Genomic DNA, 26,439 nt, shown 5'->3' with positions numbered 1-26,439 from the left:
CCGCTGTTTAACCTGTGAAATGAACGGGAGCCGCCTCCTGAACTGTTTCTGTACGGTGAGCCATACGAGAGGATCGTTGTGGCCGACCTCGATCGAGAGGCTATGCGGGCAGTGGTGGAGCGGATTCAGCGGCTGTCGGACGAGCACTGGTGGGCACTTGACCCTTCCTGCCGTCTGATGGAGAACGACGCGTGGGTGGGGCCGACGGGCACCCGATTCGGCACCGAGGTTCATGCCCATCAGCGAGAACTGCGTGACCTGCTCACCACAGCAGTACACAGTGCGCAGAGCAAGCTGGCATCGCTACCGGGCAAGGCATGACCGAGTCGAGCTTCACCGGTGTCAAACAACCCGAGTTCGACACGATGACCAGCAAGCACACCCAGACGGCCGGGCGACTGGAACAACTGGCACAGACGCTGTACGGCGAGCTCCAGCGTGCCGGGCTGGACACCTCTCCGGCGCTGCGCCTACGCGACCTGGCCGGACGGGTCGACAAGCAGGCCGCCGACCTGCGACGAAGACAGGCGCTGGTCCGCGAGTTGGAGCGGGAGAAAATCAGTTTCGGCACCTCCAGACCCGAGGGATCCTTCATGCGGATGCCCGACGGACTGGACGCCGCCCAGGGCCTGCTCGACGGGAGCCTGGCCGCCGGCGCGGCCTTACTCGCCGCCGGTGGCGACGACAAGGCTCTCGCCCGGCTACAGAAGTACGCGGGCCGCGGCAAGGACCCGGAGTTCGCCAAGGTGCTCCTGGCCAAGCTGGGGGCCAAGGGTGTCACCCAGCTTCCCGGCACCCTGGCGGCGCAACTGAACGAGGCCCGCAACCGGGGCGACACGGCGCGGCTGGAACGTCTCTCCGCACAGGGCAGGCAGGTCCTGCGCATGCTGGGCGACGCCCTCGCCCAGGGAACCGATCCCAAGAATCCCGCGTACGCGGGCGATGGTTTCCTCAAACAACTCGCCGAGCAGGGCCGGACCGAACATACCGTCGGCGATGTGAAATACGCCGGATACCAGGCACAGGCACTTCTCTGGCGCGCCAACGACGGGAAACCACCGCTCTCCGCACGGTTCATGGAACTCGTCGGCGGCGACGCGGTCGCCTACGAGAAGGAGCAGTACGAGGGCAGATGGGCGGCGAGCAAGGACGTGCTCGGCCAGGCGGTGGTCAACGGCAGGCAGGTCCCCCTGTTCGACCTGGCCGCCGCACTGAGCCTGGGTCCCCTGCTGAACGTGGGGGCGGGAGCGGTGAAAAAGAACGGGAAACCCTCCAACACGACGGTTGTGGAAGACCTGCTGCACGCGGCCGGGTCCGGTAAGGAGTCCTCCCAGGCGCTGCTCGCCCACACTCCGGCGGGGTGGAAGCAGTCCGTGTTGACCCATCTGCTGACCACCAGACTGGACGCCTTCCGCTACACCGGCGCTCACGAATCGTTCACCAACGTGCTGCTGAACGCCACGACGGGTCAGGACGCCACCTCCCGGAAGCTGGCCGCCGAGCTGACCAAGGTCCTGGCCGACGAGGTCCGAGGAGCTTTCGGCAAGGCCGACGACGGCAACCTGGAGATCACCGACAGGGCGGCATTGGCTCGGCTTGACCCCCTGCGCTATCCACTGGCCCGGGCGATGGCCGCCAACATCGACCAGCTCTCCAACGTGCTCCTCAACCACGGCACGTTCGGCAAGGCCGACGCCACGGACATGTCGTACGCGCTGGCCCTGGCCACCCGCGATGACCGGGGCTTCGAGGCACTGCTCCGCGCCCAGACCGAGCACATGAAGGCGGCCCTCGACAGCATGCCCCCGGTCGGTCTGGACGCCTCCAACCTCAAGGCACTCGGCTTCACCGCGGCCGATCTCAAACGTTTCGACTTCGACGAGGACGGCCGCATCGGCAAGGCCGACGTCAAACAGTTCCTTGTGGACAACATCGTGGCCGAGGCTCGTCCTTTCTCACACATGGTGGAGATTCACCGCCAGACGTTGATCGCCGAGGGACTGGACGACAAAAAGGCGAGCGAGGCAGTAAAGAACATGGTGCGTGAAACGATCGGGCTGGTCCCGTTCCCAGGCGCCAAGCAGGTAGGCACGCTGGCCGAAGGAGCCTTTGGTGAACTGATCACCAGTCAGTACGACAAGATTTCCGGAGCCGCTTACGACGCGATCTCCAATCAGGCTGCCCAACTGGTTTCGGATAAGGGCCTGAGTCTGGACGAGACATACCAGACACTGGCAGACGATCGGGTCGGAATAAATAGGCTGGCGGAACAGATGATCGCCACAGCCATGCTGAACAAGGGCCTGTTGAACGACGTCGACCTGAAAGGTCAAATCTTCGCGACTGGAACTCCTCCGAAGCTTATTCCCTTCACCAATATGAGCCCAGCCGAATACGAAAAATTTCTCACATGGGTTCGCGAGAATGGCGGGAGCAACGATCTGATCGATCGTTTCAACGGCACCTTCCGCATAACCAGCGAGGTGGACGACTATCTCAATCTTCGGATCCCGCCCCCCTCGGCAGGTGGTTGAGTGAGGATTCACAGCCTGCCGGTTACGCTGACCGCCATCGCGCTCATCGTTACGGGGTGCACTCTGGATGACACGCCCGCCCTCACGCCGGCACCGATTAACACGGGTGCAATCGTTGATTCAGCACCCTACATCTGTAGGCTTGTACCTGATCAGGCGTTTCAACTGGTCAGTGGTGTCGACAAGACTCTCAGCGAGGAAACGAGTGGCAACGACGGGACCGGTGACTGCTGGACGCCGAACACCACGTCCAAACCACTGACGGTTGCCTGGATGCAGGAGAATGCGGGATCAACGCGAGAGCATCTGGACTACGTCATGGACGACCGTCGCGCGGCCTACAGCAGGCACGGCGCAGTCACACTGCCTACCGATCTTGGCGAAGGGCTGGCGGTTCACTTCCCCGAGGGTCCGTTCAGCGATCAGCCATACCGAGTGGTTTCGAGATTCGCCTGCGGGGGCAAGCAACGGATCATCACCCTCTACCTGGCGCAAGTCGCCAAAGGCAGGGACGGGATCAGGGACATGATCGACCTGATGCGGATCGCCCAGAAACGCTACGGCCACCTCTACAAGTGCGCACTCGGCGAATAGCCCCAGCCCCATCACTCCTCAGAAGGCCTTCACGATCGAACAGTCGCGCTTGGCCTCAACGACTGTCAGGTTCGCAAATGGAAGCCCTGGCACCGACCTGTCACCACCTGCATGGCGACAGGACAGGAGTCACCGGAACCCGCGAAAAGCCGTCGGGCGTCGCCTCCTTTCGAAGGCGGCGCCCGACGGCTTTTCGATTCAACGATCTATCGATGAGGCGACAGATCGTTGTCCACCGATTTTCAGGGAACCACGTAAGGGCTGTAGTAGTACCCTCCGTTGGTGATGTCCTGCATTCGCACCCGGCATGAGCCCTGGTTACCGACCGCGAAGACGAAGCTCTTCACCTGGCCCGCCGAGATGGAGAAGGGGCCGTTGTCGTCTTTCTGGAAACCATTTATGCACATCAGGCGGAATCGCGCAGTGAGCTTGGATCCCTCGTTCTTGTAGTAGGCCACGTCGTAACCGCCCGGACTTCCGGTAATACCACGCGCACACAATTCGTTGTTGCTGATCGGAGCGCACTTCACCGGGCCGAGAAAGGCTGCCGTGCCTGCCTGGGCGGCGGATGCGGAAAGAGCGGTCAGCGGCACAGCGGCGCAAACCGCCGCAAGCGCGACGGCGCCGATTCGACGAGTGATCACTCGTTGATCCTTCCTAGATGAACCGTTGTTCTGTGGAACCTAGGCAACGATCACTGTTCGGCCGTGCTTTCGACAACCTGTAAGGCTCCAGGGTGCGGCTGAGGCGCCGACAAGATAGGACGAGGTAGCGTGAACGCGCGGTCAAGCGGCCGAGTGATCCCGCAGATCTCCCGGAGACGACTCGCGTCGGGCCGAGAAGAGCCGGCCCCGGGAACCCCGATGCCCCCGGAGGTCAGGTCGTAGCGGCGTGGCGCAGGTCGAAGAGCTCCGACGGGGAGATGGGCATCTTGTCGATCCGGATCCCCTCGGCGTCCTCGATCGCCGAGGCGAGCACCGCCGAGACCGGGATGACCCCCGCCTCGCCCGCGCCCTTGATACCGAGCGGGTTGAGCGGGGACGGCGTCTCCAGGTGCGCGGTCTCGATGAAGGGCACCTCGGTGGCGTACGGCATCAGGAAGTCCATGAAGGAGGCGTTCAGCAGCTGGCCGTGACCGTCGTAGACCATCTTCTCGTACAGCGCCCCGCCGACGCCCTGGCCGACGCCGCCGTGGATCTGGCCCTCGACGATCATCGGGTTGATCAGCTTGCCGCAGTCGTGGACGACGGCGTAGCGCAGGATGCGGATCTCGGCGGTGAGCGGGTCGGTCTCGACGATGGCGGCGTGCATGCCGGAGGCGAAGGTCGAGCGGATCGGCGAGTAGTAGTCGCGGCCCTCCAGCCCCGGCTCCTCCCCGTCGGCCACCGGCGGCCGGTCGTAGGAGGCGGCGCCGGCGAACTGGGTGGCTCTGGCCGCCTCCTCGTCGAAGGCGTAGCGCAGCGGGTTGGACAGCACCGCCACGGTCGCGAGCGGGATCGAGGCGCCGGGGGTGCCCGCCACCCGCACCTCCCCGTCGACGATCTCCAGGTCGCGGGGGTCGGCCTCCAGCGCGTCGGCGGCGATCCGCAGGGCCTTCTCCCGCACCTTCCTGCAGGCCAGCGCGATCGCGTTGCCGCTCATCACCGCGGCGCGCGAGGCGAAGGTTCCGACCGCGTAGCCGAACCTGCGGGTGTCGCCGGTGACGACCGAGACCCGTTCCATCGGCACGCCCAGCTCGGACGCGGCGATCTGCGCGAACACCGTCTCGTGGCCCTGGCCCTGGGAGGTGAGGCCGGTGGAGACGTGCACCCGGCCGTCCGAGGTGACCTGGACGTGCCCGCCCTCGTACGGGCCGACGCCGGTGCCCTCGACGTAGCAGCCGACGCCGATCCCGATCGTGCGGCCCTCGGCGGCGGCGCGGGCCTTCAACGCGGGGAAGTCGTCCCAGCCGATCAGCTCCTTGAGCATCCGCAGCGACTCGGGGTAGTCGCCGCTGTCGTAGATGAGCGGGCGGCCGTCCTGGAAGATCAGGCCCTGGTCGTAGGGGAACTCGTCGGGCTGGATGAAGTTGGCCGCGCGCACCGCCGTACGGTCGGCCCCCAGATACTCGGCGATGTGGTCCATCGTCCGTTCCATGCAGAAGACCCCCTGGGGGCGGCCCGCCCCGCGGTAGGGGGTGACCTGCACGGTGTTGGTGTAGATCGAGGAGAACTCGACCCGGTAGGCGCCGATCCGGTAGGGGCCGAGCAGCTGGGTGGAGGTGATGATCGGCACGATGATCCCGTACGGCGTGTAGGCGCCGTGGTCGTGCAGGATCTCGACGTCCAGGCCGAGCACCCGGCCCTCGTCGTCGAAGCCGACCCGGACCGACTGCACCTGGGCCCGCTCGTGCGCGGAGGAGACGAAGTGCTCGCGCCGGTCCTCGGTCCACTTCACCTCGTGGCCGAGCGTGATCGCCGCCCACGGGACCAGGATCTCCTCCGGCCACGGGTGGACGATCTTCACGCCGAACCCGCCGCCCACGTCGGGGGCGATCACCTCGACCTTCGGCAGCGGCAGGCCGAGCTTGGCGGCGATGGCCATCCGGACGCTGGTGGAGGTCTGGGTGCTGGAGTGGACGCGCAGGGAGCGGTCGTCGGCGTCCCAGCGGGCGTGCACGCCGCGGCCCTCCAGCGGCATGGACGCGCTGCGCTCGATGTCGAGCCGGAAGGACAGCGTGTGCGGCGCGGCGTCGATCGCCTCGCGCGCGCCGAGCCCGGCGTCCGAGGGCACCTCCTGGACCAGGTGCGCGCCGACGTTGCCCGGCACGCCCTCGTGGACGAGCTGGGCTGACTGCGCGGCCTCCTCCACGCCGACCACCGGCTTGAGGATCTCGTAGTCGACCTGGATGAGCGCGCAGGCGTCCTCGGCGAGGTAGCGGTCGCGGGCGACGACCATCACGACGGGCTCGCCGACGTGCCTGACGATCTCGCGGGCGAGCGGGTACGCGGTGCGGCCGTGGGTGAGCGCCGGGTGCGGGATGAGCAGCGGCAGCGGCTGGGCGAGCGCGCCGGGCAGGTCCTCCCAGGTGTAGATCGCCACCAGTCCCTCGACCTCGATGGCGGCCGAGACGTCGATGTCGCGGATCCTGGCGTGGGCGTGCGGGGAGCGGACGAACGCCGCCTCCAGCGCCCCGGCTCCCAGGTCGTCCAGGTACAGGCCCCTGCCGGTGAGCAGCCGGGGGTCCTCGCGCCGGGTGACCGGTTCGCCGAACAGTTTCGTGGTCACGGGTCCTCCGCCATGATCTCGGCCGCGCGGTGGACGGACTTGACGATGTTCTGGTAGCCCGTGCACCGGCACAGGTTGCCGGAGACGCCCTCCAGCACCTCCTCGTCGGTCGGCGCCGGGTTGTCGCGCAGCAGCGCGGTCACCGTGCACAGGAAGCCGGGGGTGCAGAAGCCGCACTGCAGGCCGTGGCACTCGGCGAAGGCCCGCTGCACCGGCGAGAGCGTGCCGTCGGAGTCGGCGAGTCCTTCGACGGTGGTGATGTCGCGCCCGTCCACGGTGACCGCGAACGTCAGGCAGGAGCGGACGGGCTCGCCGTCCAGCAGCACCGTGCAGCATCCGCAGACGCCGTGCTCGCACCCGACGTGCGTGCCGGTCAGACCGAGGTCGTGCCGCAGGCAGTCCGACAGCAGCCGCCGCGCGGGAACCTCGGCCTGCCGGAGCACCCCGTTGACGGTCAGCGTGATCTCATGCATCCGCGGCCTCCCTGGCGGCGTCACGGAGTGCCTGCTCGGTGAGCACTCCGGCGAGGTGCCGCCGGTAGGCGGCGGTCGCGTGGATGTCGGCCTCGGGGTCGACCCGGTCCCGTACGACGCGGGCCGCCGAGGCCCAGTCGGCCGAGGCGGCCGGGCGGTGGCCGACGGCCTCGGAGACGTCGACGAGCAGCGGCACGGGGCCCAGGCTCACGCACGCCACCGTCGCCGAGGTGATCCTCAGGTCGTCGTCCAGGACGACGAGCGCCGCGATCCCGGCCAGGGCGTAGTCGCCGTGCCTGCGGGCGACCTCGCGGAACGCGGTGCCCGAGCGCGGGGGCGGCGCGGGGAAGAACGCGGAGACGGCCAGCTCACCGGGGGTGACCGCCGACTCCAGCGGGCCGGTGAAGAAGTCGTCGGCGGCCACGTCCCTGACGGCGCCGGGCCGCGCCAGGCGCACCGAGCCCCGCAGCAGGGCGAGGACGGCGGGCAGTTCGGCGGCGGGGTCGGCGTGGGCCAGGCTGCCGACCACGGTTCCCCGGTTGCGGATCACCGGGTGGGCGACCAGCCGGAGCGCCTTGCCCAGCAGCGGCTGGGCGGCGGCGGCCGATCCGTCGCGTTCCACCTGGGCGTGCCTGGCGAGGGCTCCGACGCGGACGCCCTCCGGTGTGACGTCGACGAACGCCAGCTCCGCCAGCCGGTTGATGTCGACCAGGTGGGCGGGGGCGGCGAGCCGCATGTTCAGCATCGGGATCAGGCTCTGCCCCCCGGCGAGCACCTTGCCGTGCTCCCCGGCCCCGGCGAGGGCGTCGAGCGCCTCGCCGAGGGAGCGGGGAGCGTGGTATTCGAACGGGGGTGGCTTCACCCGGTGGCCTCTCGTCGCGGCTCCGACACCTGCGGACCGGCACCGCCGCCGCTGCCGCCCCGCCCGGCGATGACCCGGAGCAGGTGGTAGCCGGCCACCACCACGATGGTGCCGAGGGCGATGCCCTCCAGCGTGAAGTCCGAGCTGATCATATGCTTGACCGGGCCGATGGCGAGGATGATCCCCGCCCCGATCGGGACGAGGTTGACGGGGTCGGCGAAGTCGACCCGGTTCTCGACCCAGATCTTCGCGCCGAGCAGGCCGATCATGCCGTACAGGATGACGGTGATGCCACCGAGCACACCACCCGGCGTGGCCGCGACCAGCGCGCCGAACTTCGGGCAGAGGCCGAACAGGATCGCGATGACGGCGGCGATGTAGTAGGCGGCCGTCGAGTAGACGCGGGTGGCGGCCATGACGCCGATGTTCTCGGCGTAGGTGGTGGTCGGGGACCCTCCGAAGGCGCTGGCCACGACGGTGGCGGCGCCGTCGGCGGCGACCGCCCGGCCCATGTACGGGTCGACGTCGGTCTTGGTCATCTCGCCGACGGCCTTGACGTGGCCGACGTTCTCGGCGACCAGCGCGATCACCGCCGGCAGCACGAGCAGCACGGCGGAGAATTTGAAGTCGGGAAAGTGCGTGCTCGGCAGGCCGATCCAGTCGGCCGCCGCCACGTCTTTGAAGTCCACCCTGGGGTGCGTGTCGACCGCTCCGGTGCCCGCGTTGAAGGCGGTGATGTTCCCGAAGACCTTGTCGGCCAGCCAGGAGAGCACGAAGCCGACGATCAGACCGAGCAGGATGGCGATCCTGCCGATGAAGCCCTTGAAGAGCACGATGAGGACGAAGGTGACGGTCATCGTGATCAGGGCGATCCACTGGTCCTGCGGCCAGTAGATGTCGGCGACGACGGGCGCCAGCCCGAAGCCGATCAGCATGACGACGGCGCCGGTGACGACCGGTGGGAAGACGCGGTTGATGATCTGTACGCCGAGGAAGTGGATGGCCACGCCCACGAGCGCGAGGACGAGTCCGGCGACGAGGATGGCACCGGTGACGATCGCGTCGGTGGCGGGCGTGTCACCGCCCATGAGCGCCCGGATCGCGAGCACGCCGCCCACGAACGACGCGCTGGTCCCGAGGTAGCTGGGGACCTTTCCCTTCACGATGAGCAGGAACATGATCGTTCCGACGCCCGAGAACATGATGGCGACGTTGGGGTCGAGTCCCATCAGCAGGGGGAAGACGAAGGTCGCACCGAACATCGCGACGACGTGCTGCGCCCCGAATCCGACCATCCGCGGCCATGACAGCCGCTCGTCGGGTTTGACCACCTCTCCTGGGGCGAGCGTTCTGCCGTCGCCGTACTTCGTCCAACCTGCAACCATCGAGCCCCACCTTTCACCGGGCCGTCGGTCGGTGAACCACCCCGCGGGCTTCCCTCCGGCGAATCCCCTTACAGCTGTTGCGGGCACGTTAGGACCGAAAGCATGCCCTTACATCGTCATGATCTGCCAAATCTGCGGGGCGTAGCAGTGGACAGCTCGCACACCGCGCACCCGCCGCCCCGGTGAGGGCCGCCCGCGGCGCCCGCCACGGGGCACGTCGATCTCCCGGCCGCCCGGATCCCGGAGCCGTCACCCTCCCGGCCACGCGGACCGCGGAGCGGTCACTTCCCGACCACGTGGATCTCGAAGCCGTCGCCGCTCACCACCTGGCCGTCACGGATCTTGCAAGTCTTGCGGAGCTCGACCTCGCCGTCCACCAGCACGTTGCCGTCGGCGATGAAGTGTTTGGCCTGACCGCCCGTCTCGGTGACGCCGCAGTATTTGAGCAGGTCGCACAGCGGGATGTATTCGGTTTCCAGCTCGAAGGTCTCGTTCACGCCGAACAGCTTAGATCCCGCCTGCGCGCCCTCCTCGCCGTGCCGGGCGCCGCCGCCGGATGCCCCCCGCCGGACGCCGCCGCCGGACGCCGCCGTCAGATGCCGCGCATCCGCAGGACGTGCAGGGCGAGGGTGAGGTTCAGGCGCAGGTGGGCGTCCTCGGTGAAGCCGCCGAGCATGCGCTCCAGCTTGCCGATCCGGTAGCGCAGCGTGTTGTAGTGGAAGTGCAGCCTGCGCGCCGTCTCGGCCACGTTGAGGTTGGTCTCCAGCAGCACCTGCAGCGTACGGCGCAGGTCGGCGTTCTCCGCGTCGTCGTCGGAGGCGAGCGGGCCGAGGGTCTCGCGGACGAAGGCGTGCAGCTCGGCGGTGTCGTTGACCAGCGACAGCAGCCGGTAGACGCCGAGCTGGTCGAAGTTCGCGACCGCGCCGTTGCCGTGGAGCTGGCGGCCCACCCGCGCGGCCTTCAGCGCCTGGCCGTACGCCTCGGGCAGCGCCTCGGCCCCGATGGCGGTGCGGCTCGCGCCGGTGGAGAAGGTGGCGGGCAGGGACTCGGCGAAGGCCGCGGCGGCGTCCTTGGCGAGGCGGCCCGCGTCGACGGAGGCGTCCACGATGGTGACGACCTCGTGGGAGAACCCGGCCACCGCGCCGCGTGCGTCGTGGCGGCGCATCGCACCGGTCCAGCACGTGACGAGGCGGTCCTGGGCGGCGCGCTCGTCGCCCTCGGGGTCGAGCTCGGCCACCAGCACGGTGACCGGGCGCTGCAGGTCCCAGCCGAAGGCCCTGGCCCGGGAGGCGACCCGTTCGGAGCCTCCCGCCCTCCCGGTGAGCACGTCGCGCAGGAAGTCGGCGCGATACTTGCTCTCGACGGCGTTGACCGCCTCCTGCCGGGTCACCACCAGCGCGGCGACCGTGGCGGCACGTTCCAGAATGCCGACGTCGCTGTCACCGATCGCCCCGACCGGGCCGCAGGCGACGATCCTGCCGTGGTGGTGGCCGCCCGCCACCACCGGCACCGAGGCGTGGCGCCCGTCGGGCCCCTTCGAGGCCTCGCGCAGCGCGGCCACGTGCTCGACCGGCCCTGCCGCGGCCAGCACGTGCCCTGTCCCGTCCAGCACGGCCACCCCCGCGCCCAGCAGCCCGGCGACCTCGGCCGTCACCTCGCGCAGTCCTCCCCCGGCGAGCACGACCTGGACCAGTGCCCGGTGCGCCTCCTCCGCCCTGGCCAGTACGGCGGCCTGGCGGTTGAGGATGTCGGTGAGGACCTGGTTGAGGATGTCGTCGAAGCCGACGTCGTCGGGAAGCTGGATGAGCGGGAATCCCAGCCGGTCGGCCTGCTCCACCATCTCCTCGGGCAACTCGTCGAGATAGCGGCCGAGTTTGATGGCGAGCGCGGCCAGGCCGCGCTCGTCGAGGTCCGCCACGAGCCTGCCGAGCGACTGGGGCGTGTTGCGCAGCGGGTAGCCGGTGGTGAGCAGCAGCTCGTGCGGCTTGACCCAGGCCAGGACGTCGGGCACCTCCATCACGTTGAGGCGCTGCACGACACGGTCCAGCCCCCGCTCCCCCGCGATCAGCCGGGCTCCCGCGAGTGTCGAGACGCCGAGGACCTCGCCGACGGCGACGCCGTGAATGATCGTTCCGGTGCTCGCCGGGCGTACGGGGGGTTCCATGAGGTGATTGTGACTGATGGACCCGTCTGTCAGGAAGAGCCAACCTTTGAGCGGAGTGTTGGCAGCTTTCTCCGTACGGCCTGCGTTCACGCCCGTTCTACCGTCTGCTCAATGGATGGGGGAGTCCGTGAGCGAGCGAACCGCTGGAGAGAGCACCTTCACACCTACGGGGCCTGCCGAGGAGCGCTCATGACCGTTGGAACACGCCAGAGGACGCCGAGGGCGCCGAAGACGCAGCGCGTACACGCGTGGACGCACGGGACCGGCGCGGCCAGTACCGCCCTGCGCCAGGTGCTGGAGGCGCCCCGCCGCCCGGCGCGGGTGCTGGCGGCCTTCCCGGCAGGCGTCTACCTTGAGGTACGCACGGAGATGGAACCGCAGGTCATCGCGGTGGTGACCGGGGAGGCCACCCGCCTGCCCAACGCGATGGTGGTCACCGACCCGATGCCTCGCGTCGCGGTGGGCGACGAGGCGTCCGTCGGAGACGGCTCGATCGACGTCGGACGGCTCAGCCTGCGGGCCCACCGCTGGTGGAACCCGGCCCCGGCGCTCGGTGCCGTGGAGACGGCGCGGCTGGCCCGCTCGCTGCCCGCGATGGCGGAGTTGTGCGAGCGGTCGCCGAGGCGTCCCGGGCTGGAGGGCAACGGCGCTGCCGGCCTGCTGGCCCAGGGGTGCGCCGAGGGTTCGTTGCTGAAAAGCGTGACGGCCGCCGAGCAGCTGGTCGGCCTGGGTCCCGGGCTCACGCCCAGCGGCGACGACGTGCTCGCGGGGTTGCTGGTCGCGCTGCGTCACCTGGGCGGGGCGGTGGGCGCGAGACGTGCCGTGTGGCTGGCCGACTGGCTCGCTGCCGCGGTCACCTTCGACGTGCGTGGCAGGACCACCCCCATCTCGGCGGCGCTGCTGCACTGCGCCGCCCGGGGCGAGGCGAGCGGCGAGGTACTGGCCGTGCTGCGGGGGCTGGCGGGCCGGCACTCCCTGGAGCCGGCGCTGCACCGCCTCCTGCAACTGGGCCACACCTCCGGGGCCGATCTGGCGTGGGGGCTGCGGATCGGGCTCGCGGCGGTGATCGATTTGGAAGGCGGGGGCAATGGCGAGTACTGACGTGGTCCGGACGCGTACGGGGGTCTACCACGACTCCGTGAGCCTGATGCGGGTCAGCCGCACGGCGAGCGCGCTGCCCGGCGTGAAGGTCGCGGTGGTGGCGATGGCCACCGAACTCAACCTGCAGATCGCCTCCGAGCTGGGTTTCGACCTCCCCCAGGCCGGGCCCGCCGACCTGCTGATCGCGCTGCGCGGCGAGAGTGACGCCCTGGAGGCCGCGTCCGCGGAACTGGACGGGTTGCTGGCCGCGCTGTCGGCCCCGTCCCTGTCCGCGGGCGGGGTCGGAGACGGCGCCGCCGAACTCCCTCCGCGCACCGTCCGCGCCGCGGCCCGCGAGCACGCGGCCGACCTCGCCCTCGTCTCGGTGCCCGGCCCGCACGCGTTCGCCGAGGCGCTGGACGCGGTCGAGGCCGGACTGTCGGTAATGATCTTCAGTGACAACGTGCCGGTCGAGCAGGAGGTTCTGCTCAAGAGGCGCGCCGCCGAGCGCGGCGTGCTGGTCATGGGGCCGGACTGCGGCACCGCTGTGATCGGCGGGGCGGGCCTCGGCTTCGCGAACGTCCTGAGGCCCGGTCCTGTCGGGCTGGTGGCGGCCTCGGGAACGGGCGCGCAGCAGGTGACCTGCCTGCTCGACCTCGCGGGAGTGGGGGTGTCCCACGTGCTCGGCGTGGGCGGTCGCGACCTGTCCGCGGACGTGGGCGGGCTGTCCACCCTGCGCGCTCTGGAGGCCCTCGACGCCGACCCCGCCACCGAGTTGATCGTCCTGATCTCCAAGCCTCCGGCCCCCCAGGTCGCGCGGGCCGTCGAGGAGGCCGTCGCGAGGCTCGGCACACCGGTCGTGACCGCGCTGCTCGGTCCCGGACGGGCCGACCTCACCTCGGTGACCGAGGCCGCCCTGCGTGCCCTCGGCGCCCCGATCCCCACCTGGCCCTCCTGGCCCGCCCCCGGGACAGCCGATGCGTCTCCCGCGTCTCCCTCCGGGGCAGGTGGCCCCGGCGCGGAAAGGAACGTGCGGGGAATCTACTCGGGCGGGACGCTGTGCGTGGAGGCGAGGCTCATCGCCGGGACCGGCGAGTTCACCGACTTCGGCGACGACGCCTACACGGTCGGCAGGGCCCATCCGATGATCGACCCGACGCTCCGCCTGGAGGCCCTGGCCGAGGTGCCGCCCGGCGACGTCGTCCTGCTCGACGTGGTTCTCGGCCACGGCTCCGATCCCGATCCCTCCGCCAGGCTCGCGCCCGCGATCGCCGAGGCCGTCGCCGGAGGCGTCACCGCGGTGGTGGCGCTGGTCGGCTCGGAAGGCGACCCGCAGGGGCTGGCCGCGCAGGCCGGGGCACTGAACGCGGCGGGGGCCGCGGTGTTCACGTCCAACGCCGAGGCGGCCGGGTACGCCGCGCGGGTGGCCGCCGGGATCACCGCGAACACTCGTTGATCGTTCGCACTGTTCACGCCGTTCGTGCCTCCTCCTCGGAAGCGGAGGTTTCCGGGCTCGTTTCCGGCTCGGGTCTTCAGACCCGTTCCGGGCTCGGGTCTCAGGTTCATCAGGGAGAAGTGATGACGCTGTCCATGCTTTCCGGCGAGCCGGAAGTGATCACGGTGGGGGCCGACGTGCTCGGCGAGGCGCTGGACGCGCAGGCCGTCTCGCGGGTCCGGGTGGACTGGCGCCCGCCGATGCCCGGCACCGAGGCCGACCTGGCCAGGGTGCTGGCCGACCCGCGCAGGGTCCGCGCCAACGAGACGGCCGTGGGCCGCCTGGTCACGGCGCGGCCGCAACTCGTCGGGGTACGGCCGGCGCACGAGGTGCTCGACCTGCCGAAGGGCACCTTCCTGCACGCCGGCCCGCCGATCGAGTGGGAGCGGGCGTCGGGACCGATGCGGGGCGCGCTCATCGGGGCGATGCTGCTGGAAGGGCTCGCCGCCGACCCCGAGGAGGCCGAGGAGCGGCTCGCCTCCGGACGTGCCCGGTTCGACTCCTGCCACCACCACCGCACCGTCGGGCCGATGGCGGGTGTGGTCACCCCGTCGATGTGGATGTTCGAGGTGCGCGACGCCGAGCACGGCGGCACCGCCTACTGCTCGCTCAACGAGGGGCTGGGCAAGGTGCTGCGCTACGGCGCGTACGGGCCCGAGGTGCTGGAGCGGCTGCGCTGGATGGCGGATGTGCTCGGCCCGGTGCTCCAGGCCACCCTGGAGCGGAGCGGGCCGCTCGATCTCAGGTCGCTCGCCGCCCAGGCCCTGCAGATGGGCGACGAGCTGCACAACCGCAACCGCGCCGCCACCTCGTTGATGGTGCGTGAGCTCGCCCCCGACGTGGTGGAGGCCGCGCCCGGCCACGCCTCCGAGGTCCTGCGCTTCGTCAACGGCAACGACCACTTCTTCCTCAACGCGGGCATGGCCGCGTGCAAGGTCAGCACGGACGCGGCGAGGAACGTCCCCGGCTCCACGATGGTCGTCGCGATGGCCCGCAACGGCACGGACTTCGGGATCCAGGTCTCCGGGCTGGGCGACCGCTGGTTCACCGGCCCCGCGGGCGTGCCGGACGGCCTCTACCTGGGCGCCTACGGCCCCGAGGACGCCAACCCCGACATCGGCGACTCGACGATCACCGAGACGGCGGGGCTGGGCGGCTTCGCGATGGCCGCGGCCCCGGCGATCGTGAGGTTCGTCGGCGGGAACGTGTCGGACGCGATGGCGGCCACCCGGTCCATGTACGAGATCACCCTGGCCGAGCATCCCGCGTACCAGATCCCGGGGCTGGACTTCCGGGGCACGCCGGTCGGCGTCGACGTCACGCTGGTGGCCAGGACCGGCCTGCTGCCCACCGTGAACACCGGTATCGCCGGACGGGTCGCGGGAACCGGGCAGGTCGGCGCGGGGCTGGTCAGCCCGCCCGCCTCGGCCTTCACCTCGGCCCTCGCCGCACTCGCCGAGGCCGCCGATCATGAACACACGGCTACGTATTGATCTTTTGTCTATTAAGATTGGGTAAAGCTGACAATTTCTCCATCCGCCGGTAGCATTCGGCGACGTTCAGAGCGTGGACGCAAGATCAGTGATCTGAAGAGCACCGATCCTGACAAATACCGTCATACGCCTTCTCGGCATGCAAACTTCCATAACCAAATGCCCTCCCGATATCGTGTCCACCGCACAGGGCTGGTTTTGGGGAACGGGGAACGATGACCGATCGCTTGCTCGGGAGAAACCCCCTGGGGCCTGAGGGCGGCGATTCCGCGGGCGCGACACCGGAGGGCCAGGGCCGGCTGGTGGGCAGGCGCTACCGCCTGGTGTCACCGGTCGGACGTGGCGGGATGGGCATGGTGTGGCACGCGCACGACGTCCTGCTCGACCGGGACGTCGCGGTCAAGGAGTTGATCCTCCCCTACGGCCTCGACCACGCGGGCAAGCAGGGAGCCCACCGGCGGATGCTGCGCGAGGCCCGCTCGGCGGCCCGGCTCAGCCACCCCGGCATCGTCACCGTCCACGACGTCGTCGAGGAGGACGGCCGCCCCTGGATCGTGATGGAACTGGTCCGCGCCTGGTCGCTGGAGCAGGCCGTGCGGCAGAGCGGGCCACTGCCCGTGGTCCAGGCCGCGGAGATCGGCGTCCGGGTGCTCGACGCGCTCCGCCACGCCCACGCCGCCGGGATCATGCACCGCGACGTCAAGCCGGGCAACGTGCTGCTCACCTCCGACCGGGTGGTGCTCACCGACTTCGGTATCGCCGCGATCGAGGGAGACGTGACGGTCACCCAGACCGGCCTGATGATGGGCTCGCCCGCCTACATCCCGCCGGAACGGCTGTCGGGCCAGCCGTTCACACAGGCCTCCGACCTGTGGTCCTTCGGCGCCACGCTGTACGCGGCGGTCGAGGGGCGACCCCCCTACGAGGGACCGGACGCGGTGGCCGTGCTCGGCGCGATCCTCACCCAGGAGCCCAGCCGCCCGCAGCGGGCCGGTGCCCTCATCGCCGTCATCGAGGGCCTGCTCCGCAAGAACCCCGCCGACCGGATGAGCGCCTCGCAGGTGTCGGACCTGCTCGATCGGGTGCTGCGCAGCCACGGCTCCAGCACCCCGAACCGCGCGCCCAGCCCCATGCCCTCGTCGATGCCGATCCCGGGCGACTCCATGCCGATCCACCTGGTGCCCCCGCTGAACGCGCCGTCGGGGCCGCCCCCCTCCCGGATCATCGAGACGCCCTCGGGGCCGATCCGGGTCCCGTACGCCAACGACTCCTCGGGCGGCGACGCGCTCTCCGGCCCTCCGAGGTCGCACCGCGCGGACCTGCTGTCCTTTCCCGCGTCCGGCTCGGGCGGGTTCCCGCAGGCGGGCGGGGCCACCGGTCTGACCGGCGGGCACCAGCGCGGTTACGACGCGCTGCGCATCCCGGCCACCGGACCCGACGGAGACCCGTTCGACCCGCTGAGCAGTTTCTCCGGTGATCTGCCCGTCGCAGCATCGTCGGCACCGTCGCCGGCACTGTCGCCCGCGCAGTCGTCCGCACCGCGTCACGGCGGGCAGAGCGAGGCGTCCAGGGCCCGCGAGGCGACGCTCTGGCCCACCCCCTCGGCGCGGGAACCGTCCTCCCGCACCGCCGTACGGGACTCGCGGTCCGTCACCTCGCCCGGCCGGAGCGGGATGCGCGGGACCTCGCGCCGCGCCCGGGGAAACAGCGAGGGCGGCCCCGACTTCCGGCTGCTCATGCTCGGCGGGGGCGGCGTGCTGGCCATCGTGGTCGCCGGACTGCTCGTCTTCCTGCCCAGCGACGCCTCCGACACCCCGGTCTCCACGATCCCGTCCACGGCGATCTCCGGCACGGACGCGCCGGTGACGTCCACCGGGCCGAGCGAGGAGATCCCCGAGGGCTTCAAACTGGCGAGCGCCGCCGGCGTCTCCGGCGCGGTGCCCGGCGACTGGACGGTGAAGGCGAGCTCCGGCGGAGTGGTCACCTTCACCGGGCCGAAGAGCGGCGGGCAGACCATCGTCGTCACCGAGGTGCCGGTCGAGGAACCGATGACGGCACTGGGCAAGGCCAGCAAGAAGGGCCTGGACGAATACACCGAGGTCAGCGTGATGGCGGTGAACTACCGTACGTGGAAGGCCGCGGACTGGGAGTACACCTACGTCCAGCCGAACGGTGTCCCGATGCACGGGCTGACGCGCTACGTCGCCCTCAACGGCCGGACCGCCTACCAGATCACGTTCAAGGTCCAGGACCTGGACTGGGAGAAGAACGCGGACATCCTGGAGACGTTCTTCGCCACCTTCAGCTCGGTCAGCTGATCCCGGCGACCGGCCGTCACCCCCGGCCTTCCCGCCGTCCACCATCCTTCACCTCACCACCGATCCCTCCCGCCGTCCGTGCTTCTTCGTCTCATCACATGCCTCATCGGCCGAACCCCGTCCCGTCGTCCTTCACCCCGCACCGCCGTCCCGCCATGTCCAGGTCGCGCCCGCCGTCCACCGTGCCGCTCCCGAAAAGGTCTCGTGGCTCGGTCATGAGTGATGGCAGACTTCGCTCGTGACCGCGAACCCCACGAACACCACGCCCCCCGGCGCCTCCCCCGGCAGGAAGACGCGAGTCACCGCCGTACAGCGGCGGACGCTCACCGTCCTGTCCGCCGCCCAGATCAGCGGCGGGATCGGAGTCGCAGTGGGGCTCACCTTCAGCTCGGTGACCGTGAGGGAGCTCTCCGGCTCCACGGCGCTCAGCGGGCTGGCCGGCACCGCGACCGTGCTGGGTGCGGCGCTGCTCGCGCTGCCCACCGCGAAATCGTCCGGGAGGAGTGGCAGGCGCGCCGGGCTCACCCTGGCCTACGGCTGCGCCCTGCTCGGCTGCCTGGTCTCGCTGCTCGCGGTCGCCCTGGGCTCCTGGCCGCTGCTGCTCGCCGGGCTGGTGCTGTTCGGCGCGGCCAGCGCGGGCAACCTCGCCTCGCGCTACGCCGCGACCGATCTGTCCCCGCCGGGGCACTCGGCCAGGCACCTCTCGCTGGTGGTGTGGGCCACCACCGTCGGGTCGGTCGCCGGGCCGAACCTGGCGGAACCGGCCGAGCGATTCAGCACCGGGCTCGGGATGCCGTCGGGCAGCGGCCCGTTCGCCGTCGCCCTGGTGAGCTTCGCGATCGCCCTCGGCATCATCGTGGTCGCCCTGCGTCCCGACCCCCTGCTCCTGGCCCGCTCCGCGTCTTCCAACGCGTCTTCCAACGCGTCTTCCAACGCGTCTTCCGACACGTCCCCCGACTCCGACGTCCCCGCGCCCGGACCCGCCCCCTCGGAGAAGAGCGCCGGGACGTTCCGCACCGCCTGGCGGGTGCTGCGCGGGACACCCGTGGCGGCACGCGCGCTGGTCGCGATCGCGGTGAGCCACACCGCGATGGTCTCGATCATGTCCATGACCCCGGTCCACCTCGACCACGGCGGTTCGACGTACACGGTCATCGGGATCGTGATCAGTCTGCACATCGCGGGGATGTACGTCCTGTCGCCCGTGGTCGGCTGGCTCGCCGACCGGGTGGGCAGGACAACGGTGCTGGTAGCGGGAATGGGTCTGCTGCTGGCCGCGGCCGTCCTCGCGGGCGGGGCCGGGACGCACGACGTCACGCAGGTGGCCGTCGGACTTCTCCTGCTCGGCCTCGGCTGGTCGTTCGGGCTGATCTCCGGCTCGGCGATGCTCAGCGAGGCCGTGCCGCTGGAACACCGCACCCCCGTGCAGGGCCTCTCCGACCTGCTGATGAACGTCTGCGGCGCGGCCGGCACCGTGATCGCCGGTCTGATCGTCGGTGGTCTGTCGTACGGCGTGCTCGGCGCGGCGGTCGCGGTCATGGTGACGGTCACCGGCGCCTGGCTCGCCCTCACCCGCGCCTGAGCCACGACCGCCCTCACCCGATCCGCTCAACCGGCGCCCGGGAGTGTCCGAAACCGCCGAAGACGCCCGGCCCCACCGGGCGTCACTTGGCGTCGGCGTAACACCTGACCGGGACGGCCAGCATGGGGAAGCGCACCGGGGTCGATCCGAACAACAACCGGGTCGCCTCCTCCGCGGCCTTGCCGACCGCCGCGACGACCTCCTCCGCCTGCTCGGCCGGGCAGTGCACCATCACCTCGTCGTGCTGGAAGAACACCAGTCTGGCCGGGGCGGGAAGCAGGCCGCGCAGCACGGCCATCAGCACGAGAGCCCACTCGGCCGCGGTCGCCTGGACGACGAAGTTGCGGGTGAACCGGCCGCGGTCGCGAGCCGCGCGGCCTCCCTCGGGGCCGGAGACCAGCTCCCGCCAGCGGGCGGAGGGCGGGGGCGAGGTGCGGCCCAGCCAGGAGCGGACCACCTTGCCCTCCTCCCCCGCCCTGGCGGCGTCCTCCACGAACTGGTAGGCGCGGGGAAAGCGCCGGCGCATCACGGCCAGCAGCTTGGGCGCGTCTCCGCTGGTGCCTCCGTACATCGCCGACAGCATCGCGATCTTGGCGTTGTCGCGCTCGCCGCCGAACGCCTGCGCCAGCGCCTGATAGAGGTCTATCTGCCCGGCCGCCCTCGCGAGGCCGACGTCCCCCGCCATCGCGGCCAGCACACGCGGCTCCAGCTGGGCCGCGTCGGCGACGACGAGCGTCCAGCCGTCGTCGGCCACGATGACCTTGCGCATCAGCTTGTGGATCTGCAGGGCCCCGCCACCGTTGGTCGCCCACCGGCCCGTCACCACGCCGCCCACCACGTATTCGGGCCGGAAACGGTGGTCGCGCACCCACTGGTCGGCCCAGGCCCAGCCGTGGAAGCTGTAGAACCTGGCCATCTCCTTGTAGGCGAGCAGGGGCGCGACGCCCGGGTGCTCGACCTGCTTGATGTCGTGGGCCCTGGTGGAGGCGACGGGCACGCCCGCCGCCTTGAACGCCCTCACGATCTGCTGCGGGGAGTCGGGGTTGAACGGCGTGCCGAACGCCGCCGCCACCTCGTCGGCCAGGGCCTGGAGCTTGGCGGGCCGCATGCCGTGCACAGGACGCGGGCCGAGCAGGCCGGTCAGCAGCTCGTCGTGCACGTCCCGGCGCCAGGGCATGCCCTCCCTCGCCATCTCCGCGGCGACCAGCGCCCCGGCCGACTCCGCGGCGACCAGGAGCCGGAAGCGCCCGGGGTCGGCGGTCGCCTCCACGCGCCGCAACTGGTCGGCGTAGACCTCCGCGACCAGGTCCGCGTCCGGCGGGGACGCCTCCTCCTCGAAAAGCGTGGCCTGCCGTGCCTGGGGGCCGTGCGGATCGTCGGGCACGGGCAGGCCGTGCAGCCGGGCGTAGGCCGCGGGGGCCGACCTCGGCTCGCCGAACCGCCCTTCGTGGGCGAGGAGCAGGCCCTCGGTCAGCGCGAGGTCATGGCAGCGCGCGAGCCGCACCCCCGCGGCGAGCAGGGCGGGGTAGACCTCCCGCGTGTCGGCCCAGACCCAGCGCGGCCCCCGGGCCTCCAGCTCGCGGACGGCCGAGGTCAGATCGGCGACGGCCCCGGCGGGCTCGCCGTCCACACGCAGCACACCCCCACCCCCGGGAGCCGCCGCGACCGACACGTGCATACGCCCACCCTGCCACGCCGGTACGACATTCTCGATCAGACGAGCGGTATGACGATCTCGTCCTCGACCGGGGGCTCGATCTCCTGCCGCAGGCAGCCGGTGGCGGCGAAGCAGCGGATCGTGAGGGCCTCCGAGGTGACCGAGACGTGCAGGAAGCTCTTGAAGAACGGCGGGGTGTCCCAGTCGGACAGCTCCGACAGGTAGCGGTGGAACGTCCTGCCCACCGGGAGCCGCAGCGGCATCGGCCAGCCGCCGAGGATCCTGGCGACCCACCGCATCCGCCGGGTGATCGGCACGGCCGGGATGTCCCTCACCGGGGTGTTGCCGATCCGCCGGGACATCAGCGCCGCGCTCTCGTCGGGCGTGAGGTAGAGCCACCGCATGCGCAGCCGGTCACTGTAGAGCCCGCTGTAGAACGAGAGCGAGTCACCGCGCAGCGGGTAGCAGCGGTAGTCGTCCTCGTGCACGCCGCCCACGGTGACCCTCGGGATGGTGTGGGTGGCGTGCATGAAGGCCCCTGATCCGCCCGCCACGAGATACTGGATGGTCCGGTCCCCGACCTTGACCGGGAAGCGCTGGTAGTTGTGCACGTCGCCGCCTATCGCCGCGACGTAGTTGTGCGCGGGGTCGGTGACGATGTCGTCGATGGTTCCGCCGCCGGCCAGCTTCGACGGTTTGTAGTCGTTACGGCTGTAGATGGGCTTTCCGGTGATCAGCACCTTGGGCCGGGGATCGCGGGAGACCTCGCGCAGCCAGGTGGCCTGCTCGGAGTCGATGTCGCCGCGGATACCGGTGTCCACCCCGACGATGAGCAGCCCCGGGGTCTCCATCGCCCAGTAGGGGGCGGGCTGCACGGCCCGCTGCTCCGGCTTCGCCCGCAGCTCGCGCGCCCTCGCCAGCCGGGCCTCGTCGATCTTCTCCGGCTTGCGCCAGAGCAGACCCCGCAATCCCGAGGGCGACAGCTTGAACCCCTCGTTCTCGGCCTCCAGGGCGGGGGCCTCGCAGAAGACGCGCATGAAACCACCGAGCCCGTCGTACCAGTCGTGGTTGCCGGGGATCGCGTAGATCGGCGCTCGATAGTCCTGGTACGGGCGGAAGAACTTGTCCTCGTACTCGTTGCCCGAGCCGGTGGGGTAGATCACGTCGCTGGCGACAACCGCGAACGCGGTGTCCTCACCGACTTTGAGCATGCCCGGCACCACGGCGTACTGCGAGGCGTCGCCCTCCCCCGTGTCGCCGAGGACAAGGAAGGAGAACCCGGAGCCGACGTCCATCGGGATGCGGAAGGAGGGGTCGACGCCCCGGTCCCGCTGCGAGCCCACCCAGCGCGCCCTCACCTGCCCCGAGGGGTCTCCGAACAGGATCGCGAGGACCTCGTTCCGCGACCGCCAGATGGTGCGCGGGTTCAGCCAGGAGAAGGTCTCCTTACTGGGCAGCAGTTCCTTGAAGGTGCCCGTCTGGGCGCAGGACCAGCCCGCCCCCTCCTTCGACACCCGGGAGGAGACCTCACGCCCGCGCTCCGCCGCCTGTCTTATGTCAACCATGGCCCATATCTTGGCAATGATCTTAAAAAGCCGCACACCTCTCGGGAAAGGCGGCCGATCTCGAAGCCGTGTCCCTCACCCGCCCGGCGGGACGAGAACGCCGGGGTTGAGGATGCCCTCGGGGTCGAGCCTGCCCTTGATCCCGCGCAGGATCTCCACACCCAGGTCGCCGATCTCGGTCGCGTAGGCCTCCCGATGGTCGCGACCGACCCCGTGGTGGTGCGAGACGGTGCCCCCGGCCGCGACGATCGCCTCGTTGACCGACCGCTTGGCCTCTCGCCACTGCCCGACGGGGTCGTCGCCCTGCGCCGTGACGACCGTGAAGTACAGGGAGGCGCCGGTGCCGTACACGTGGGAGATGTGGCACATGACCAGCGGCGAGCCGAGCGAGGCGTGCAGCGAGAGCCGTACGGCGTCGTAGAGGCGAGGCAGGTTGGACCAGAACCCGGCCGTCTCCAGGGTCTCGACGGTCGCGCCGGCGGCGAGCAGCGAGTCGCGCAGATAGGGCGCCGAGTAGCGTCCGTGAACCCACGACTCCCCCGGATCCGTGCCGAGAGGAACGCCTCCGAGCCCGGACAGCACGGCGGCGACCCGCTCGCGCAGGGCGGGCACCTCGGAGAAGCCCTCGTATCCGGCGATCGCCAGACAGCCCGCACCGGTCGGCGAGGCGCCTATCTCGCCGGGGCGTGCCAGGCCCACCATCGTCTCGGTCTCGTCGGACAGGCGCAGCACGGTGGGCACGACGCCCTGCTGGACGAGGTGTCGCAGCGCGGCCGACCCCTCCGTGAACGACGCGAACCGCCACCCCTCGTAGACCCGTTCCTCGGGCACGGGCCGGACGCGGAGCCTCAGGGAGGTGATCACGCCGAAGGCCCCCTCCGAGCCCAGGATCACCTGGCGCAGGTCGGGCCCGGCCGCCGACTTGGGCGCCCGGCCCAGCTCAAGGGTCCCGCGCGGAGTGGCCACGGTCATGCCGACCACCATGTCGTCGAAACGCCCGTACCCGGCCGAGGCCTGCCCGCTGGAACGGGCGGCGGCGAAGCCTCCCAGCGTGGCGTACTCGAACGACTGCGGAAAGTGACCTAGGGTGAACCCGTGCCCGGCCAGAAGCCGCTCGGCCCCAGGTGCCCGGAGCCCTGGCTCCATCTCCGCGACCATCGACTCGGCGTCGACGGCGATCAGCCGGTCCAGGCGGACCAGGTCCAGCGCGACGACACCGGCGAAGCCCTGCCTGCTCGCGACCAGGCCGCCGACCACGGAGGTTCCGCCCCCGAAGGGGACCACGGCGATCCGGTGGGCGGCGCAGACGGCGAGCACCTCCAGCACCTCGCGGTGCGAACCGGGCAGCACCACCGCGTCGGGCGCGTCGGAACCGTCTCCGGCGCGCATACGCATCAGGTCGGGGGTGGACTTGCCACGGGTGTGCCGGACGCGGGCCTCGTCGTCGGAGCGCACGTGATCGGCGCCGACCACGCCGCACAGTTCCGCCCGCACGGGCGACGAGAGGGTCACGGCGGGCAACCGCACCTCGCCGAGCCCGGCGGCCCGCTCTGGACGCGGGCTCACGCCCAGCACGTCGTGGAGCAGTTTTCTCACCGGTTCCGGCAGGTCGGCGGCCTTGCCGGGATCACCCCAGCCGGACCAGAGCATGGGCTCGGTGGCACTCGTCGGATTTTCCACCCTTACACTGTGACACATGACGTCTATTCGTCACAACGCGGACGCGGAGAGCGGCGGCCAGGTGCTGGACGCCGCCCGCGAGGTGGTCCTCGCGGTGGGGGTGCGGCGTGCCACGCTCACCGACGTGGCACGCAGGGCAGGGCTCTCCCGCATGACGATCTACCGCCGCTGGCCCGACATGCGGACCCTCGTCGCCGACCTGATGACCCGCGAGTGGGTGAGCGTCGCGGACCGGTTCGCGACCGGGGACCCGGTCACCTCCGCGGTGGCGGCGGTACGGGCACTGCGCGACCATCCGCTCTGGCGAAAGATCGTCGAGGTGGACCCGGAGCTGCTCCTGCCCTACCTGCTGGACCGCAGGGGGGCGAGCCACGAGGCCATGCTCGCGCTCGTCGAGGCGGCGATCGTCCGAGGCCAGGAGGGGGGCACCGTGCGGCGCGGTGACCCGGCGAGGATGGCCAGGGCGGTGCTGCTCACCGCCCAGTCGTTCCTTCTCTCCGGCCCGACCATGCTCGACCCGGCCGCCCCCGACACCCCGGACGGCACGGGCGGCCCGAACGGCCCAGGTGGCCCGGGCGGCACGGACGCCCCGGTCAGCCTGGACGACCTGGACGCCGAGCTCGCCACGCTCCTGGAAAGGTACCTGCGACCGTGAACTCCTCTCTCAACGCCGCCCGCCGCGCACGCGAGCTGGCCGAGGTGCGCGACCTCGTGGTGGACGTGCTGGTGGTGGGGCTGGGCGCGACCGGCGCCGGGGCGGCGCTCGACGCGGCCTCCCGCGGCCTCTCCGTCGCCGCGATCGACGCCCACGACATCGCCTTCGGGACCTCCAGGTGGAGTTCCAAGATGATCCACGGCGGGCTCCGCTACCTGGCCAAAGGGCAGGTCGGGGTGGCGTACGAGAGCGCGGTGGAGCGCGGCCACCTGCTCGGGCGCACCGCGCCGCACCTGGTCAGCGCCCATCCCTACCTGCTGCCGCTCGTCCCCGAGGTCTCCCGCCGCCACGCGGCGCTGCTGATGACCGGATACCGCCTCGGCGAAGGGCTGCGGGTCGCGGCACGCACGCCCAGCCACCTCCTGCCCGGCCCCTCACGGATCTCCGCCGCGCAGGCTCTCGCCCTCGCCTCGCCGCTGGACTCGCGCGGGCTGCGCGGCGCCCTGCTGTCATGGGACGGGCGCCTGACCGACGACGCCCGCCTGGTGATCGCCGTGGCCAGGACCGCTGCGGCCCACGGGGCGAGGATACTGACGCGCTGCCGTGCGCTGGAGCTGTCGGGCGACGGCGCGCTGGTCCGCGACGAACTCGACGGGGACATCTTCACCATCCGGGCCAGGACGGTGGTCAACGCCACCGGCGTCTGGGCCGCCGGACTGCACCCGGGCATCCGGCTGAGCCCTTCGCGCGGCACCCACCTGGTCCTGCGACCGGAGACGCTGCCCGGCCTGGCCGCGGGGCTGCACGTACCGGTTCCCGGGGAGAGCAACCGTTTCGTCCTCGTTCTTCCCCAGCCCGACGGGCGGGTCTACGTCGGGCTCACCGACGAGGCGGTGGACGGCCCCGTCCCCGACGTACCGCAGGCGCCGGAGGATGACGTGACCTTCCTGCTGTCCATCCTGAACTCCGTGCTGGAGGAGCCGATCCGGCGCGAGGACGTCGCCGGGACCTACGCGGGACTGCGCCCACTGCTCGCCGGCGCCGGCGGCGGCCGCAGCGCCGACCTGTCCAGAAGGCACACGCTGCTGAGCACGCCGGACGGGCTGATGACGATCGTGGGCGGCAAACTCACCACCTACCGGCGGATGGCCGAGGACGCGATCGACCGGGCCGTGTCGCTGGGCGGGCTCGACGCGGGACCGAGCCGCACGGCGGACCTTCCCCTCGTCGGGGCCGGCGCGCACCCGGGGAAGGACGCGAACGGCGACGGGCGCGAGGACCGGGAGGCGGACCGGCTGCTTGAGCGGTACGGGAGTGAGGCGGCCGCCGTACGGTCCCTGATGGCGGAGGACCCCTGGCTGGCCGAGCCCGGGCCGACCGGGGTCACCGGGGCCGAGCTCGTCTGGGGCGTCAGGCACGAGGGCGCCCTGGACGTGGACGACCTCCTGGACCGGCGCACCAGGGTCGGCCTCGTCCTGCGGGACCGCGACGCGGCCCTCCCCATGGCGCGTGCCGCACTGGCCTACTGACGTCTGCCCGCCGGAGCCGGAAGGCCGCCGACGCACGCGCCTTCACCCAGCTGTGATCGTTTCGCTCCTCGCCACCCCTCTCTCACCATTAGGTTAGTCTTACCTA

General features: G+C 70.9%; 20 protein-coding genes. 10 read left to right on the top strand and 10 right to left on the bottom strand.

All coding sequences use genetic code 11. The features are described from left to right. The first annotated feature begins 78 nt into the window (after positions 1-78). The 3 genes from ABT352_RS22020 to ABT352_RS22010 are packed head-to-tail and all read left to right on the top strand — an operon-like array spanning position 79 to position 3,128. Positions 79-321: a hypothetical protein gene (locus tag ABT352_RS22020; RefSeq protein WP_350946747.1), complete on the top strand. Its 243-nt coding sequence runs from the start codon at positions 79-81 to the stop codon at positions 319-321. Beyond that, the gene (locus ABT352_RS22015; RefSeq protein ID WP_350946746.1) at positions 318-2,534 is read left to right on the top strand and encodes a hypothetical protein; all 2,217 of its coding nucleotides are present in this window, start codon (positions 318-320) and stop codon (positions 2,532-2,534) included. The genes ABT352_RS22020 and ABT352_RS22015 overlap by 4 nt, the downstream gene beginning before the upstream one ends. Further along, positions 2,535-3,128 (top strand): hypothetical protein, encoded by a 594-nt coding sequence (locus tag ABT352_RS22010; protein WP_350946745.1) that lies wholly within the window; start codon positions 2,535-2,537, stop codon positions 3,126-3,128. Positions 3,129-3,370: 242 nt separating this feature from the next. Here the strand turns inward: ABT352_RS22010 and ABT352_RS22005 are convergent, their stop codons facing one another. From ABT352_RS22005 to ABT352_RS21975, 7 genes are all read right to left on the bottom strand, one after another. Continuing rightward, positions 3,371-3,772, bottom strand: coding sequence for a hypothetical protein (locus tag ABT352_RS22005; protein ID WP_350946744.1), 402 nt, complete (start codon positions 3,770-3,772; stop codon positions 3,371-3,373). A gap of 232 nt (positions 3,773-4,004) precedes the next feature. Next, positions 4,005-6,395 (bottom strand): aerobic carbon-monoxide dehydrogenase large subunit, encoded by a 2,391-nt coding sequence (cutA, locus tag ABT352_RS22000; RefSeq protein WP_350946743.1) that lies wholly within the window; start codon positions 6,393-6,395, stop codon positions 4,005-4,007. Continuing rightward, positions 6,392-6,868: a (2Fe-2S)-binding protein gene (locus ABT352_RS21995; protein WP_350946742.1), complete on the bottom strand. Its 477-nt coding sequence runs from the start codon at positions 6,866-6,868 to the stop codon at positions 6,392-6,394. Before ABT352_RS21995 ends, cutA begins: the two co-directional genes overlap by 4 nt. Beyond that, on the bottom strand, positions 6,861-7,730 hold the full coding sequence (locus tag ABT352_RS21990) for an FAD binding domain-containing protein (protein WP_350946741.1): 870 nt from the start codon (positions 7,728-7,730) through the stop codon (positions 6,861-6,863). The genes ABT352_RS21995 and ABT352_RS21990 overlap by 8 nt, the downstream gene beginning before the upstream one ends. Further along, the gene (locus ABT352_RS21985; protein ID WP_350946740.1) at positions 7,727-9,115 is read right to left on the bottom strand and encodes a uracil-xanthine permease family protein; all 1,389 of its coding nucleotides are present in this window, start codon (positions 9,113-9,115) and stop codon (positions 7,727-7,729) included. Before ABT352_RS21985 ends, ABT352_RS21990 begins: the two co-directional genes overlap by 4 nt. 281 nt (positions 9,116-9,396) lie before the next feature. Then, positions 9,397-9,612, bottom strand: coding sequence for an RNA-binding S4 domain-containing protein (locus ABT352_RS21980; RefSeq protein ID WP_350946739.1), 216 nt, complete (start codon positions 9,610-9,612; stop codon positions 9,397-9,399). 95 nt (positions 9,613-9,707) lie between these two features. Next, positions 9,708-11,279: a PucR family transcriptional regulator gene (locus ABT352_RS21975; RefSeq protein ID WP_350946738.1), complete on the bottom strand. Its 1,572-nt coding sequence runs from the start codon at positions 11,277-11,279 to the stop codon at positions 9,708-9,710. A gap of 189 nt (positions 11,280-11,468) precedes the next feature. Here ABT352_RS21975 and ABT352_RS21970 point away from each other — a divergent pair, with 189 nt between their 5' ends. The 5 genes from ABT352_RS21970 (at position 11,469) to ABT352_RS21950 (ending at position 19,247) form a co-directional block, all read left to right on the top strand. Next, on the top strand, positions 11,469-12,380 hold the full coding sequence (locus ABT352_RS21970) for an oxamate carbamoyltransferase subunit AllH family protein (RefSeq protein ID WP_350946737.1): 912 nt from the start codon (positions 11,469-11,471) through the stop codon (positions 12,378-12,380). Continuing rightward, entirely contained in the window at positions 12,367-13,815 is a 1,449-nt protein-coding gene (locus ABT352_RS21965) for an AllF/FdrA family protein (protein WP_350946736.1), read from the top strand. Before ABT352_RS21970 ends, ABT352_RS21965 begins: the two co-directional genes overlap by 14 nt. A 122-nt stretch (positions 13,816-13,937) precedes the next feature. Further along, positions 13,938-15,347 carry a YlbE family protein gene (locus ABT352_RS21960; protein ID WP_350946735.1) on the top strand — a complete coding sequence of 470 codons (1,410 nt, stop codon included), beginning with the start codon at positions 13,938-13,940 and terminating at the stop codon, positions 15,345-15,347. 215 nt (positions 15,348-15,562) lie between these two features. Further along, positions 15,563-17,665: a serine/threonine-protein kinase gene (locus tag ABT352_RS21955; RefSeq protein WP_350946734.1), complete on the top strand. Its 2,103-nt coding sequence runs from the start codon at positions 15,563-15,565 to the stop codon at positions 17,663-17,665. Positions 17,666-17,903: 238 nt separating this feature from the next. After that, positions 17,904-19,247 carry an MFS transporter gene (locus ABT352_RS21950; protein ID WP_350946733.1) on the top strand — a complete coding sequence of 448 codons (1,344 nt, stop codon included), beginning with the start codon at positions 17,904-17,906 and terminating at the stop codon, positions 19,245-19,247. 82 nt (positions 19,248-19,329) lie between these two features. Here ABT352_RS21950 and ABT352_RS21945 read toward each other — a convergent pair whose 3' ends face one another. The 3 genes from ABT352_RS21945 to ABT352_RS21935 all read right to left on the bottom strand — a co-directional run bounded on the left by ABT352_RS21945 (position 19,330) and on the right by ABT352_RS21935 (position 24,119). Beyond that, positions 19,330-20,925, bottom strand: a complete 1,596-nt coding sequence (locus tag ABT352_RS21945) for a bifunctional 3'-5' exonuclease/DNA polymerase (protein WP_350946732.1) — start codon at positions 20,923-20,925, stop codon at positions 19,330-19,332. A gap of 35 nt (positions 20,926-20,960) precedes the next feature. Beyond that, on the bottom strand, positions 20,961-22,469 hold the full coding sequence (locus ABT352_RS21940; protein WP_350946731.1) for a metallophosphoesterase family protein: 1,509 nt from the start codon (positions 22,467-22,469) through the stop codon (positions 20,961-20,963). Positions 22,470-22,544: 75 nt separating this feature from the next. Further along, the gene (locus tag ABT352_RS21935) at positions 22,545-24,119 is read right to left on the bottom strand and encodes an FAD-binding oxidoreductase (protein ID WP_350946854.1); all 1,575 of its coding nucleotides are present in this window, start codon (positions 24,117-24,119) and stop codon (positions 22,545-22,547) included. 46 nt (positions 24,120-24,165) lie between these two features. Between ABT352_RS21935 and ABT352_RS21930 the strand changes: the two genes are divergently transcribed. After that, positions 24,166-24,804: a TetR/AcrR family transcriptional regulator gene (locus ABT352_RS21930; protein WP_350946730.1), complete on the top strand. Its 639-nt coding sequence runs from the start codon at positions 24,166-24,168 to the stop codon at positions 24,802-24,804. Further along, positions 24,801-26,333: a glycerol-3-phosphate dehydrogenase/oxidase gene (locus tag ABT352_RS21925; protein ID WP_350946729.1), complete on the top strand. Its 1,533-nt coding sequence runs from the start codon at positions 24,801-24,803 to the stop codon at positions 26,331-26,333. Before ABT352_RS21930 ends, ABT352_RS21925 begins: the two co-directional genes overlap by 4 nt. Positions 26,334-26,439: the final 106 nt, after the last annotated feature.

Source organism: Streptosporangium sp. NPDC000563 (assembly GCF_040299985.1).
In the GTDB taxonomy this organism is placed as follows: Bacteria; Actinomycetota; Actinomycetes; order Streptosporangiales; family Streptosporangiaceae; genus Streptosporangium.
This window is presented reverse-complemented; position numbering and strand designations above follow the sequence as displayed.